Annotated in this window: 12 protein-coding genes; 6 read left to right on the top strand and 6 right to left on the bottom strand. The window is 67.0% G+C overall.

All coding sequences use genetic code 11. The features are described 5' to 3' along the window. Positions 1-22 precede the first annotated feature (22 nt). From HV773_RS16490 to HV773_RS16480, 3 genes are read left to right on the top strand one after another with little or no spacing between them, the layout of a single operon-like run. Positions 23-796: an SDR family oxidoreductase gene (locus HV773_RS16490; RefSeq protein WP_175195542.1), complete on the top strand. Its 774-nt coding sequence runs from the start codon at positions 23-25 to the stop codon at positions 794-796. Positions 797-845: 49 nt separating this feature from the next. After that, positions 846-1910 (top strand): ABC transporter ATP-binding protein, encoded by a 1065-nt coding sequence (locus HV773_RS16485; RefSeq protein WP_175195540.1) that lies wholly within the window; start codon positions 846-848, stop codon positions 1908-1910. A 57-nt stretch (positions 1911-1967) separates the two neighbouring features. After that, positions 1968-2816: a MurR/RpiR family transcriptional regulator gene (locus HV773_RS16480; RefSeq protein ID WP_175195537.1), complete on the top strand. Its 849-nt coding sequence runs from the start codon at positions 1968-1970 to the stop codon at positions 2814-2816. On the opposite strand, the gene HV773_RS16475 is transcribed toward HV773_RS16480, so the two are convergent. The 3 genes from HV773_RS16475 to HV773_RS16465 all read right to left on the bottom strand — a co-directional run bounded on the left by HV773_RS16475 (position 2813) and on the right by HV773_RS16465 (position 6244). Beyond that, positions 2813-4270 (bottom strand): cytochrome P450, encoded by a 1458-nt coding sequence (locus HV773_RS16475; RefSeq protein ID WP_175195535.1) that lies wholly within the window; start codon positions 4268-4270, stop codon positions 2813-2815. The two genes, HV773_RS16480 and HV773_RS16475, sit on opposite strands and share 4 nt — an antisense overlap. Positions 4271-4335: 65 nt before the next feature. Next, positions 4336-5223, bottom strand: coding sequence for an IclR family transcriptional regulator (locus tag HV773_RS16470; RefSeq protein WP_175195533.1), 888 nt, complete (start codon positions 5221-5223; stop codon positions 4336-4338). Positions 5224-5233: 10 nt separating this feature from the next. Then, entirely contained in the window at positions 5234-6244 is a 1011-nt protein-coding gene (locus tag HV773_RS16465) for an IclR family transcriptional regulator (RefSeq protein ID WP_175195531.1), read from the bottom strand. A gap of 271 nt (positions 6245-6515) precedes the next feature. Between HV773_RS16465 and HV773_RS16460 the strand changes: the two genes are divergently transcribed. Genes HV773_RS16460 through HV773_RS16450 form a run of 3 tightly spaced genes read left to right on the top strand, consistent with a single transcriptional unit; the run spans position 6516 to position 9497 of the window. Beyond that, positions 6516-7475 (top strand): MBL fold metallo-hydrolase, encoded by a 960-nt coding sequence (locus tag HV773_RS16460; protein ID WP_175195529.1) that lies wholly within the window; start codon positions 6516-6518, stop codon positions 7473-7475. A 36-nt stretch (positions 7476-7511) separates the two neighbouring features. Next, positions 7512-9224: an FAD-dependent oxidoreductase gene (locus tag HV773_RS16455; RefSeq protein WP_175195528.1), complete on the top strand. Its 1713-nt coding sequence runs from the start codon at positions 7512-7514 to the stop codon at positions 9222-9224. A 30-nt stretch (positions 9225-9254) separates the two neighbouring features. Further along, positions 9255-9497 (top strand): DUF2783 domain-containing protein, encoded by a 243-nt coding sequence (locus HV773_RS16450; RefSeq protein WP_175195526.1) that lies wholly within the window; start codon positions 9255-9257, stop codon positions 9495-9497. A gap of 56 nt (positions 9498-9553) precedes the next feature. Here HV773_RS16450 and hydA read toward each other — a convergent pair whose 3' ends face one another. The 3 genes from hydA to preA are packed head-to-tail and all read right to left on the bottom strand — an operon-like array spanning position 9554 to position 13888. Then, positions 9554-11011, bottom strand: a complete 1458-nt coding sequence (hydA, locus tag HV773_RS16445; protein WP_175195524.1) for a dihydropyrimidinase — start codon at positions 11009-11011, stop codon at positions 9554-9556. Between the two features lie 31 nt (positions 11012-11042). After that, positions 11043-12560, bottom strand: coding sequence for an NCS1 family nucleobase:cation symporter-1 (locus tag HV773_RS16440; RefSeq protein ID WP_175195522.1), 1518 nt, complete (start codon positions 12558-12560; stop codon positions 11043-11045). A 50-nt stretch (positions 12561-12610) separates the two neighbouring features. Further along, positions 12611-13888 (bottom strand): NAD-dependent dihydropyrimidine dehydrogenase subunit PreA, encoded by a 1278-nt coding sequence (preA, locus tag HV773_RS16435; protein WP_175195520.1) that lies wholly within the window; start codon positions 13886-13888, stop codon positions 12611-12613. Positions 13889-13956: the final 68 nt, after the last annotated feature.

Below are 13956 nucleotides of genomic sequence, written 5' to 3'. Positions count from 1 at the left end.
AATCCTTCGCGGAGAGTCGACGATGAGCCGGGTGGTGCTGGTGACGGGCGCGTGCGGCGGTATTGGCCGTGCGCTATGCAAGCGATTTCACGAGGCGGGCGATACCGTGCTCGCGCTCGATCGCGACGAGGCCGGCGTGCAGGCGCTGGCGGACGAGTTCGGCGCGCTGCGCCTCGAAGCGCTGGCCGCCGACGTGAGCGATCAGGCCGCCGTTGCCGATGCCGTGGCGCGCGCCGTGGCTGCGCGCGGCCCGGTCGAGGTGGCCGTGGCCAACGCGGGCGCCGCGCTCGGCACGACGCTCGCGCATACCGACGCCGCAAGCTGGCGGCGCGACATCGACCTGAACCTGAACGGCACGTACTACACCGTCGAAGCCGTGCGCCGATCGATGATCGAACGCGGGCGCGGCGTGCTCGTGCTGATCGGCTCGGTGAACGGGCTGTCCGCGCTCGGCCATCCCGCGTACAGCGCCGCGAAGGCGGGACTCGTGAGTTACACGAAGGCGCTGGCCATGGAACTCGGGCCGCACGGGATTCGCGCGAACATCGTCTGCCCCGGCACGGTGAAAACGCCGGCCTGGCATGCGCGCGTGACGCAGCATCCGAAAATATTCGAAGAACTAATGAAATGGTATCCGCTCGGCGACGTGGCCACGCCCGAGGACATCGCCGACGCCGTGCAGTTTCTCGCGTCGCCGCAGGCGCGCGTGATCACGGGCGTGGCGCTGCCGGTGGACGCGGGCCTCATGGCCGGCAACCGGCTGATGGCCAACGAGCTCACGCTCGATCCGTTCTGAAGCGCGCGGCAAGCGACGACAGCACAAAAGGACAGCCCAAGAGGACAACATGGCGGCAGTGCAACTGAACGGCATCTACAAACGCTACGGCGACACCCAGGTCGTGCACGGCGTGGACCTCGACATCGCGGACGGCGAATTCGTCGTGCTGGTCGGGCCCTCGGGCTGCGGCAAGACCACCTTGATGCGCATGATCGCGGGTCTCGAAGACATCAGCGGCGGCGACCTCACCATCGGCGGCACGCTTGCGAATACGCTGCCGCCGCAGCAGCGCAATATCTCGATGGTGTTCCAGAGCTACGCGCTCTATCCGCATCTCTCGGTCTACGACAACATCGCGTTCGGGCCGCGCATCCGCAAGGAGCGCGAGGACGGGTTCAAGCCGCGCATCGAGGCCGCCGCGAAAATGCTCAACCTGTCGGGCTATCTCGACCGCCTGCCGCGCGCGCTCTCGGGCGGCCAGCGCCAACGCGTGGCGATGGGGCGCGCCGTGGTGCGCGAGCCTTCATTGTTTCTGTTCGACGAACCGCTCTCGAATCTCGACGCCAAGCTGCGCGTGCAGATGCGCACGGAAATCAAGGCGCTGCATCAGCGCCTGCGCAACACGGTGGTGTACGTCACGCACGACCAGATCGAAGCGATGACCATGGCCGACCGCATTGTGGTGATGAACGCGGGGCGCATCGAGCAGATCGGCAAGCCGCTCGATCTCTATGACAAGCCGGGCAACTTGTTCGTGGCGAGCTTTCTGGGCTCGCCTTCGATGAACTTCGCCTCGGGCAGCGTGATGAGCGACGCGCGCGGCACGGCGCTCGTGCTCGAGGACGGCGTGCGCATTGCGCTGCCCGAGGGCCGTGCGCAAGCCGGCGCGCGTGTGACGCTCGGCATTCGCCCCGAGCACATCGAAACCCAGGGCGGCGACGTGCCGTTCAACGTCGAGGTGATCGAGCCGACTGGCGCGGAGACGCACTTGTACGGGAAAATAGGCGGCACGACCTGGTGCGTCACGACGCGTGCGCGGCCCGGCATCGAACCGGGGCAGCGCTTGACGCTGGGGCTGCCGCCCGCACACCTGCATCTGTTCGATACCGAAAGCGGCAAGCGGCTCGACTGACGAAGCAACGAAGCACGGGTCGCTCGCACCTTCCAGGGCTTATCCACGGAACACAGCTTGCCGGTCTCCAATCTGATCCATCACATCCGCAACGTAGCGGAGTCGCTGCGGCCCGCCGAACGCAAGGTCGCGGAGATGGTGCTTGCCGACATCGACTTCGCGATGCGCGCGAGCATCACCGAACTCGCGCTGCGCGCCGAAGTGTCCGAGCCATCGGTTACGCGTTTTTGTCGCGCGGTGGGCGCGCACGGCCTGCGCGACTTCAAGATGCGGCTCGCGCAGAGCGCTGCGGGCGGCATGCCGTTTGCCGCCGCGCGCGAAGTGGCGAGCGGCGACCTCACGCCGGCCAGCACGCTATTCGACCGCGTGACGGAGCAGGTGGTGCAGGGCGTGCAGCACGCGCGCGCTTCACTGGACCCGGCTGTGTTCGAGGCGGCGGTGGCGGCGCTTGCGAGCGCGCGTCGCGTCTATTTCTTTGGCGTGGGTGCGGGCTCGGGGCTCGTGGCGCAGGACGCGGCGCTGCGCCTGCTGCGTCTGGACATCGCCGCGAGCGCCTTCACCGACGCGCATTTGCAGCGGCTCTATGCGGGCTTGCTCGAACCCGGCGATGTGGCGTTCGCGATCTCGCAGTCGGGCCGCAGCGTGGAAGTGAACGAGAGCATCCAGATCGCGAAGGAGCGCGGGGCGACCACCATCGCGCTCACCAATGCGGGGGCGCGGCTTGCGTGGGTGGTGGATATTCCGTTGCTGTTGCGCGTGCCGGAATCCGAAGCGCCGGAAGAGGCGCATGCAGCGGGCGTGGCGCGCATCGTGCATCTCGCGGTGATGGACGCGCTCGCGATGGGCGTGGCGCTCGGACTGGGTCCGAAGACGCTCGAGAAGATGCGCGATGCGCGGGGGCGCTAACGCTTCCTCAACCTCACCGGCATCGTATCCGGCACCATCGTAAACGCCGACACCTCGTTGATCTTCGCCGGGTCGATGGCCATCTCGATCGAGAATTCGTTCATCAGCATGGAGAGCGCGAGGCGCATCTCCACGGTCGCGAGATGACGCCCCGGACACACGCGCGGCCCCGCGCCGAACTGTAGATAGGCGCGCACGTCGTGCGGACCGCCGTGAGCCTCATGCTCGCCGCTGTGCTCCCTCTTATGCATCCAGCGCCACGGATCGTAGCGCTGCGGATCGGCGAAATTCCTTGCGTCGACCATCGCGGGTCGCGCCACGAAGAACATGCGCGTGCCACGGGGCAACGCCACGCCGTCGAGCACCACGTCTTCGAGCGGTTCGAACGAGTGCACGGCCGCCACGGGGCGCAGACGCGTTGCCTCGATGCAGATCGCCTCGAAGAGGTCGAGCTCCTTGAGCGTCGCGTAGTCGGGGCATACGCTCGCTTCGCCAAGCACGCGGCGCGCCTGTTCGCCCAGATGCGTCTGCAGTTGCGGGTCCGCCGCGAGGTAGGGCAGCGTCCATGCGATCGAATCGGCGGTGGTGTCTTCGCCCGCGAGCAGAATCGTTAGCGCGTTGGCGCGGATCTGCGCATCGGTGATGGGCGTCGCGCCGGGTTCCGCTTTTGAGTCCTGCTGCTGCGCGAGCATCGCTTCGAGCAGGTTGCGCGGCGTTTCCGAAGGCTCGTCGCGCATGCGTTCGCGGGCGCGCGCCATCATCGCGTTGACGTAGCGGTGCACTTCGGCCAGCGATTGATCGAGCTTGCGGTCGGCGGGCAGCTTGAAGTAGCGCCAATACGGAAAGAGCGCGTTGATGCGGCCCATCACGCTCGGCAGGATTCGCTCCAGATGCTCCTGAATCACGCCGTGGTCGCGCTCGAGCGTGCGCGGGTCTTCGCCGAATGCGAGCGCACTCGTTACGTCCACGGTGTAGCGCTTGAGGTCGTCGGTCATCTCCACGGTTTCGCCGCGCTCGGCTGCACGCAGCCAGCGTGCGCGCAGCCGCCCGGTGATGTCGGCAAGCGTGGGATAGAACGCCTTGATGGTCGGAATCGAGAGCGCCTGCATCACGAGGCGGCGTTGCGGCTCCCAGGCCGCGCCTTCCGCCGAGAACAGGCCGTTGCAGCCCATCTCCTCGAGCACGGCTTCGATCGGCTGATAGCGCCGGTAGCGGTGCGGGCGCTCGCGCATGATCTGCTGGATCAGCTCGGGGTCGGTCCAGATCGTGATGGGGATGCTGCCCACCTGGAAGCGGTAGGGCGTGCCGAGCTCGGCGGCCCAGCGTTCGAGGATCAGATGCAGCCGCGCGGGCGAGAGCTGCAGCAGATTGCCGACGAGCGGCAGGCCGCGCGGACACGGCAGGTCGGCGACCTGGCGCTGCGCGGTGCGAGAACCGGTGGAGGCCGTGTTCATGAGCGCTTCCTTGGTGGCGGCTGGTGTGGCTGTTGCGTGGCTGCTTGCGAACGACTGGGGGCCGATTATAGCGACGCAGCCCCAGCCACATATCCGAAGCGGCGCGACAGGCGCTCGGCCGAGGCGCTTAGCCGCTGCGCGCTGTCGCCTTCGCTGGCCGTGTCGAAGTTGCCCGATGGCCCCATCAGCGCGAGCACGAGGCACACGCTGCCGGTGTGGTCGAACACGGGCGCGGCCACGGTGCTGATGCCGGGGATCGGATTGTCGAGTGCGGTGTCGAGCCGTTGAGCGCGGATCGCGGCAAGGCGTTCGGCGTAGCGCGGGTCGGGTGATGCCGATTGCGTGCGCGCCGACGATGACGGCGACGGCGCGCCGGCGAGGCGCAGGCCGTCTTGCACGAGCAGTTCGGCGCGCATGTCGTCGTCGAGCCAGGCCGCGAACACGCGGCCGATGGCCGTGTTCACGAGCGACATTACCGTGCCTGGCCGCAGGCTCACGTGCAGCGGGCGCGGCGATTCTTCGAGGCGCACGACCGTGGGCCCGAGCGGCCCCGGCACCGCGAGCGCCACACTCATGCCGGTGCTGGCGGCGAGGTCGACCAGTTCGGCATCGGCTTCGCGCACGGGCGAGAGGCGCGCGAGTCCCAGCAGGCCCAGTTCGAGGCTCAAGGGGCCGGCTTCGTAACGGCCCGCCGCGTCGCGTGCGAGCAGGCCGGTCTTGAGCAGGCTCACGAGGTGCGGGAACGCCTTCGCGCTCGGCATGCCGGCCGCTGACGCGAGGTCGCGCAGCGAGAGCGGCGAGCCGGCCGCCACGAGTGCGGCGAGCAATTCGCCCGTGGCGTCGAGCGCCTGGATGCCGCGCTGCGGCTTATCGACGGATTCCGCCTGCGGCGCGGGTTCGGCGCGGGATTCTTCCGTGGCCTTGGCAGTGGACGGGGTGTGGGCTCGGGGCATGGTGGCGGCTTTAGTTCGGAGCGGAGGCGGGAGGGGGGGTGACAGCGCCAGGGGCGTCGGAAGCAGCCGCAGAGGCGGCCTCCGGAAAGGCGGCCTCGGCGATCTCGCGCGCGGCCTCGCGCAGTGCGTTCACGAGCGCGCTGGCTGGGCGCACATCGAGCACGCCGGTGGCGCCCACGGCCGTGAGCGTGAGGCGCAATCCATGCTGCGGATCGAGCACCGGCACGCAGGCGCTGCTGACGCCGGGGCTGGGCGAGTCGATGCCGAGTTCGAAGCCGCGCGCGCGGATGGTGTCGAGCGTGGCGGTGAAGGCGGCATCGTGGTTCGGCGATGCGTCGCCTTGCTTCGACGCGGCTTTGCTCCCCGCCGCCGTAGCGGCCGTCGACGTCGCGCCGTCTGCCGTCGTGCCGTGCCAGACCGGCTGCGCCGTCTGGTTGCGCCACATCGCGCGCAGCGCGGCTTCGTCGAGGAACGCGCAGAACACGCGGCCCGTGGAGGTGGCCGGCAGCGACATCACCGTGCCCACGTGCAGGTTCACGTGCAGCGGCAGGCTTGCGTGCTCGTAGCGCACGATGGTCGGCCCCTGCGGCCCGGCAATGCACAGCGCGATGCTGCAGTTGTGCGCCTGCGCGAGCGCTGCTGCGCGCGGTACGGCTTCACGCAAGGCGGGTTCCTGTGCCAGATGCAGGAGGCCGAGGCGCAGTGCGAGCGGCCCCGCCTCGTAGCGCCCGGACAGCGCGTCGCGCTTGATCAGGCCGAGCCGCGTGAGGCTTACCAGATAGGCGTGCGCCTGGCTCGACGCGATTTCGGCGCCCGCCGCGAGATCGCTGGGCGCGAGCGGCGCGCGGGCGTCGGCGAGCACGCGCAACAGACGCGCGGCTACTTCCACGCTCTGAATGCCGCGCTGCGTCTTGCCCGCGCCCGCGCCCGCGCCCGCGTCCGCATCCGGCGTGGCGTGCGGAGCGGACGTGGCGGACTTGGCCGAGGCGGCGGCGGCGCGCGCGTTGCGAGGGGTCTTCACTCGTTGTCCCGGGCTGAAAAAGGGTCCATGTTAACCGAACGGCGCGCAAACACTTGCGTTCGGGTTATTTGCATATGGCTAGTGTATTCGCCATTGACAAATAAAAACGGGCGGGCGATCATGGCCTCACCCCGGCAAAACAGCGGCTCATTCACAACCAGGCGGGGCGAGACATTCGGGCGGGCGTCATGCCCGCCATTGCGGCGCGTGCTCGCGCGGGCCGCCCTGCCTCGCTCTGTCGTTCGCTCCCCCAACGGATACGGAGACTCAGATGGCAAAGGCGTTCGCATCGCAGGCGGATCTCGAAGAGAAACAGGTCACCTTCACGCAGCTTTCGGAAAACGCGTACGCGTACACCACGGAAGGCGATCCGAACTCGGGCGTCATCATCGGCGACGACGGCGTGATGATCGTCGACACCACCGCTACGCCCGCCATGGCGCAGGACCTCATCGCGAAGATCCGCAGCGTCACGGACAAGCCCATCAAATACGTCGTGCTCTCGCACTATCACGCGGTGCGCGTGCTAGGCGCGTCGGCGTATTTCAAGGAAGGCGCGCAGCAGATCATCGCGAGCCGCGGCACCTACGAAATGATCGTCGAGCGCGGCGAAGCCGACATGAAGTCGGAGATCGAGCGCTTCCCGCGTCTGTTCGCGGGTGTCGAAACCGTGCCGGGCCTCACGTGGCCCACGCTCGTGTTCGATAAGGAAATCACGCTGTTCCTCGGCAAGCTCGAAGTGAAGATTGCCCACCTGGGCTCGGGCCACACGAAGGGCGACACCGTGGTGTGGCTGCCGCAGCAGAAGGTGCTGTTCTCGGGCGACCTCGTGGAATACGACGCGGCCTGCTATTGCGGCGACGCCCAGCTCGAACAATGGCCCGCCACGCTCGAAGCGCTGCGCTCGCTTGGCGCGCAAAAGCTCGTGCCGGGCCGCGGCCCCGCGCTCGTCACGCCTGAAGAAGTGAACAAGGGCCTCGACTACACCAAGGACTTCGTCACCACGCTGCTTGCGCAGGGCCGCAAGGCGGTCGAGCAAAAGCTCGACCTCAAGGACGCCATGGCGCTCACGCGCGAAGCGATGGACCCGAAGTTCGGCCATGTCTTCATTTACGAGCATTGCCTGCCGTTCGACGTGTCGCGCGCCTATGACGAGGCGAGCGGCATCGCGCATCCGCGCATCTGGACCGCGCAGCGCGACAAGGATATGTGGGACGCGCTGCAGGATTGAAACGGCGTGTGCAGGAGGAACTAGGTGGAGACAACAATGATCGACTATCAGACGCTGACCTTCGAATACACGCGCTGTAGCGAGCAAAGCCCGGATGCCGCCGCGAGCGTGCATCCGGTCGTGGTGGTGGGCGCGGGGCCGGTGGGTCTCGCTACGGCAATCGATCTTGCGCAGCACGGCTTGCCCGTGGTGCTCGTGGACGACGACTGCACGCTCTCCACAGGCTCGCGCGCGATCTGCTTTTCGAAGCGCTCGCTCGATATCTTCGACCGGCTCGGCTGCGGCGAGCGCATGGTCGAGAAAGGCGTGAGCTGGAACGTGGGCAAGGTGTTCCGCAAGGACGAGCTGGTGTACAGCTTCAACTTGCTGCCGGAAAGCGGGCATCACCGGCCTGCGTTCGTCAATCTTCAGCAGTACTACGTGGAAGGCTTCCTGCTCGAACGCGCGCAGGAACTGCCCAACCTCGAGATCCGCTGGAAGAGCAAGGTGACGGGCCTCGCGCAGCACGGCACGCCGGGCGCCGAAGACGCACGCGTGACGCTCGAAGTCGAAACGCCGGACGGCCCTTACGCACTGCTCGCGCGTTACGTGGTGGCCGCCGACGGTTCGCGCAGCCCGGTGCGCAAGCTCATGGGCCTCGACAGCCACGGCCGCACCTTCAAGGACCGCTTCCTGATCGCCGACGTGAAGATGGAAGCCGAGTTTCCCACCGAGCGCTGGTTCTGGTTCGATCCGCCGTTTCACCCGAACCAGTCGGTGCTGCTGCATCGCCAGCCCGACAACGTCTGGCGCATCGACTTCCAGTTGGGCTGGGATGCCGACCCGGTCCTCGAAAAGACGCCCGAGCGTGTAATTCCGCGCGTGCGCGCGCTGCTCGGCCCCGACGTGAAGTTCGAGCTGGAGTGGGTGAGCATCTACACGTTTTCGTGCTTGCGCATGGACAGCTTCCGCCACGGCAACGTGCTGTTCGCGGGCGACTCGGCGCACCTTGTTTCGCCGTTCGGCGCGCGCGGCGCGAATAGCGGCTTCCAGGACGGCGAGAACCTCGCATGGAAGCTCGCGATGGTGCTGGAGCAGCGCGCGCCCGATGCGCTGCTCGACACCTATGCGAGCGAACGCGAATACGCCGCTGACGAAAACATCCGCAACTCCACGCGCTCGACCGACTTCATCACGCCGAAGAGCGCGGTGAGCCGCGTGTTCCGCGACGCCGTGCTGACGCTCGCGCGTGAGCACGCCTTCGCGCGGCAACTGGTGAACAGCGGGCGGCTTTCGGTGCCTGCGGTGCTGCACGAATCGACGCTCAATACGGCCGATGAAGAGACCTTCGCTGGCCAGATGGTGCCGGGCGCGTCGTGCGCCGATGCTCCGGTGGCCGACGCGCAAGGCGCGCCGCAATGGTTGCTCGCGCAACTCGGCGGGCGCTTCGCGGGGCTGCTGTTCTGCCGCGCGGGATCGGCGCTAGACGGTGGCACGCGTGCGGCGCTCGATGCGCTGGCGCGTGGCCCGGTGCCGATGCATTTCGTGGTGGTGCTCGATGGCGAGGGCGCCGTGCCCGAGGGCCTGCCTTCGAATGCGACGGTGCTGCGCGACGCCGAAGGCCTGGCCGCGCAACGCTACGGCGCGCAAGACGGCGCGTTCTATCTGATCCGGCCCGATCAGCATGTATGCGCGCGCTGGCGTCGCGCCGACGCATCGCGCGTCGAGCATGCGCTCAAGCGGGCGTTGTGCGTGGCCGGCACGGCTTGACGCGCCGGACCGCCAATAAAGGAGACAACGATGCTCAACACCCAACCCAACCTCGCACGCCCCGACGACTTCTACGAGGCGCTCATCGACATGCATCGCGATCTCGACGAGGCACAGAGTCAGTCAGTCAATGCGCAATTGATTTTGCTGCTCGCGAATCACGTGGGCGAGCACGAGGCGTTGATGGAGGCGATCCGTTTTGCACGAGCGGGCGTGGCGTGCGCGCCCGAAGGCAATGGCGTTGCAGGCGGTCACGGCCAGTTGGCGGCTTGATGGTGTGAAAGCGCGCGGGGTTCTGGCTCCGCGCGCTTCAGGGACCGTTTAACCGATCACTTCACCGCATCGCCCTCGCGATGCACCGGCTCCGTCTCCTTCAACTGCTTCGCGAGCCGCGATGCCTGCAAATAGCCCGGATTCGCGGGCCGCTTCAGATAGCGCCCCGCGCCGCGCCGCGCGCGCAAGTCGCCATCGGCCCACACGAGTTCCCCCTGCGAAACCGTATGTGTGGGCACGCCGCGCACCGTCATGCCTTCGAACACGTTGAAGTCCACGTTCTGATGATGCGTCTTCACCGAGATCGTGCGTGTGCCCTGCGGGTCCCAGACCACCAGATCGGCATCCGAACCCACGGCCACCGCGCCCTTGCGCGGGTAGAGATTGAAGATCTGCGCGGCGTTCGTGGAGGTCACGCGCACGAACTCGTTCGGCGTGAGACGCCCGGTGTTCACGCCCTGATCCCATAGCACGGCCATGCGGTCTTCCACGCCGCCACAACCATTAGGAATCCGTGTGAAATCATTGCGCCCCATGGCCTTCTGCGAGGCGCAGAACACGCAGTGATCGGTGGCCGTGGTGTGCAGCAGGCCGCCTTGCAGCCCGCGCCAGAGCGCGTCGCGATGCTCCTTCGTGCGGAACGGCGGGCTCATCACGTGCGCGGCCGCGCGCGTCCAGTCGGGGTCGCGATACACCGACTCGTCGATCACCAGATGGCCCGCGAGCACTTCGCCGAAGACGCGCTGGCCTTCGGCGCGCGCGCGCGTGATGGCTTCGAGCGCCTCTTTCGCGGAGACGTGCACGATATACACGGGCACGCCCAACACCTGCGCAATGCGCATCGCGCGGTTCGCGGCTTCGCCTTCCACCTCGGGCGGCCGCGAGAGCGGATGCGCCTCCGGCCCGGTGAAGCCGCGCGCGAGCAACTGCCGCTGAAGCTGGAACACGAGCTCGCCGTTTTCCGCGTGCACGGTGGGCAGCGCGCCCAGTTCCAGTGCGCGCGCGAAGCTGTTCACGAGGATCTCGTCGTCGGCCATGATGGCGTTCTTGTACGCCATGAAGTGCTTGAAGCTCGATACGCCGTGGTCCTGCACGAGCAGCCCCATGTCGCGATGCACGCTCTCGTCCCACCACGTCACCGCCACGTGAAAGCCGTAGTCGGCGGCGGCCTTCCCGGCCCAGCCGCGCCATTCGCGGAACGCGTCCATGAGCGGCTGCTTCGGGTTCGGAATCACGAAGTCGATGATCGACGTGGTGCCGCCCGCGAGCCCCGCCGCCGTGCCGCTGAAGAAGTCGTCGCTCGCGGTGGTGCCCATGAACGGCAGCTCCATGTGCGTGTGCGGGTCGATGCCGCCTGGCATCACGTATTGCCCGCCCGCGTCCACCACGGTGGCGCCCGCAGGCGCGTCGAGGTTCTCGCCGATCGCCTGAATGATGCCGTTATCACAGAGCACGTCCGCGCGATAGCTCTTGTCCGCGTCGACGACGGTGCCGCCTCGAATCAGGATCGCCATGATGCAATGTCTCCTTCGGTTACGTGATCGGTTATGCGTTCGCAATACGCGGGCTGCGGCTCTTACCGAGCTTCATCAGCACGCCGTAGACGACGGCTGCGATGGCGAGTCCCACGAACCACGCATAGGTATAGAGGTTCTTGAACGCATCGGGCACCGAGGGAAACGCATTCGGAAACGCCACGTTCAAGAAGCCCGGCAGATTCGGCAACACGCCCGCCACGAGCGCGATCACGGCGGCGATGTTCCAGCCGTTCGTGTAGGCATATTCTCCGTTTTCCTCGAAGAGCTGGTCGGTGTTCAGGCGCGTGCCGCGAATCAGGAAGTAGTCGACCATGAGAATGCCCGCCACCGGCCCGAGCAGCGCCGAATAGCCCACCAGCCACGTGAAGATATAACCCTCCGTGGTGGCCAGAATCTTCCACGGCATCATCACGATGGCGATGGTCGCCGTGATCAGGCCGCCCGCCTTGTACGAGATGCCCTTGGGCCAGAGGCTCGAAAAATCATAAGCAGGACCGACCAGATTCGCCGCGAGATTGCAGCACATGGTGTCGAGCGTGAGGATCACGAGCGCGATGCCCACGCCGATGCCTTCCATGCGGCTCGTGACGTCGATGGGGTCCCAGATCGCCTTGCCGTAGATCACCACGGTGGCCGAGGTAACTACGACCGAGACCACCGAGAGCAGCGCCATCGGGATCGGCAGGCCCAGCGCCTGGCCCACGAGCTGATCCTTCTGCGTTTTCGCGAAGCGCGTGAAGTCGGGGATGTTGAGCGCGAGCGTGGCCCAGAAGCCCACCATCGCCGTGAGGCCCGGCCAGAAGGTGGCCCAGAAGAGCCCGGCCTTCTTGCCGCCGGGCGCGAACTGCGAGGGCTGCGAGAGCATCGAGCCCACGCCGCCCGCCTTCGAGCAGGCCCACCAGACCAGCGCCACGCACATCACGACCTTGATGGGCGCCGACCAGCTTTCGAGCCAGCGGATCGAGTCGGTGCCGTGCACGATGAAGTAGAGTTGCAGCGCCCAGAAGATCAGGAAGCACGCGCCCTGGGCGATCGAAATGCCGAGAAACGGCAGCGCGTCGCCGACCAGTGCATTGTGCGTGAGGATGTTGGCGAGCGTGTAGATCGCGCTGCCGCCGAGCCACGACTGAATGCCGTACCAGCCGCACGCCACGATGGCGCGCAGCATGGCGGGCAGCTTCGCGCCCTGGGTGCCGAACGATGAGCGCACCAGCACCGCGTAGGGAATGCCATATTTCGCGCCCGCGTGGCCGATCAGCAGCATGGGCACGAGCACGATCACATTGCCGAGCAGCACCGTGATCACGGCCTGCCACGGCGACATGCCCTGTTCGGTGAGCCCCGCCGCGAGCATGTACGAGGCGATGTTCATCACCATGCCCACCCACAGCGCGGCGAAGTGATACCAGCGCCACGTGCGCTGGAAGGCGCGCGTGGGCGCGAGGTCGTCGTTGTATAGCTCGCTGGCGCTGCGGCGCGCGTGCGCGTCGCCTTCCATATCACCGCTGGCTGCTGGCTGGCTCATGGTGCGGGTTCTCCTGGCGTCTCGTTGCTCAGGTTGGGGGAGAGTGTGGATCAGGCCGCCTTCGGATCGGCCGCGCGGGCCGGATTGTTCGGATGCGTGGTCCAGTTCGCGTAACGTGCCGTGTCGACGCGCTCCATCGTGATGCATTGGTCGACCGGGCAGACATGCATGCATAAATTGCACCCGACGCAGTTCGCATCGACCACTTCGAAGTGGCGCTTGCCGTCCTTCGTCGCGGTGATGGCCTGGTGCGAGGTGTCCTCGCAGGCGATATGGCACAGGCCGCACTGGATGCAGCGGTCCTGGTCGATGCGGGCCTTGATGTCGTAGTTCAGGTTCAGGTATTGCCAGTCGGTGACGTTCTGCACCGCGCGGCCGCGAATCGCATCGAGGTTCGCGTAGCCCTTGTCGTCCATCCAGTTGGAGAGCCCGTCGATCATGTCCTGGACGATTCGGAATCCGTAATGCATCGCGGCGGTGCACACTTGCACGCTTCCGGCGCCCAGCACCATGAATTCGGCGGCGTCGCGCCAGTCGGAAATGCCGCCGATGCCTGAGATCGGCAGGCCCTGGGTTTGCGGGTCGCGCGCGATTTCGGCCACCATATGCAGCGCGATCGGCTTGGCGGCGGGGCCGCAGTAGCCGCCGTGCGTGCCCTTGCCGTCCACGGTGGGCAGCGGCGCCATGGCGTCGAGGTCCACGCCCACGATCGAATTGATGGTGTTGATGAGCGAGACGCCGTCCGCGCCGCCCTTGAACGCGGCGCGCGCGCCGTGGCGAATGTCGGTCACGTTGGGCGTGAGCTTCACGAGGCAGGGCAGGCGCGTGCCTTCCTTCACCCAGCGCGTGACCATTTCGATGTATTCGGGCACCTGGCCCACCGCCGCGCCCATGCCGCGCTCGCTCATGCCGTGCGGGCAGCCGAAGTTGAGCTCGACGGCGTCGGCGCCGGTGTCTTCCACCAGCGGCAGGATCCATTTCCAGTCCTGCTCGGTGCACGGCACCATCAGCGAGACGATCAGCGCGCGGTCGGGCCAGTCGCGCTTGACCTGCACGATTTCCTTGAGGTTCACGTCGAGCGGGCGGTCGGTGATGAGTTCGATGTTGTTCAGGCCCGCGATGCGCTGGCCGCGCCAGGTGGTGGCGCCGTAGCGCGAGCTCACGTTCACCACGTGCGGATCGAGCCCGAGCGTCTTCCAGACCACGCCGCCCCAGCCGGCCTCGAAGGCACGGTTGACGTTATAGGCCTTGTCGGTGGGCGGCGCGGAGGCGAGCCAGAACGGGTTGGGCGATTGAATACCGGCAATCGTGCAGCGGAGGTCGGCCATGATGCGGCTCCAAATGAAGGGCGTTCGTTTTTGTCGAAATGGATCGGTCGAGTGCGCGCGTCTTGCGT

It is taken from the genome of Paraburkholderia caffeinitolerans (genome assembly GCF_902859945.1).
Classification (GTDB): Bacteria; Pseudomonadota; Gammaproteobacteria; order Burkholderiales; family Burkholderiaceae; genus Paraburkholderia; species Paraburkholderia caffeinitolerans.
The sequence above is the reverse complement of the archived record's forward strand: the minus strand, read 5'-3'. Positions and strand labels throughout refer to the sequence as shown.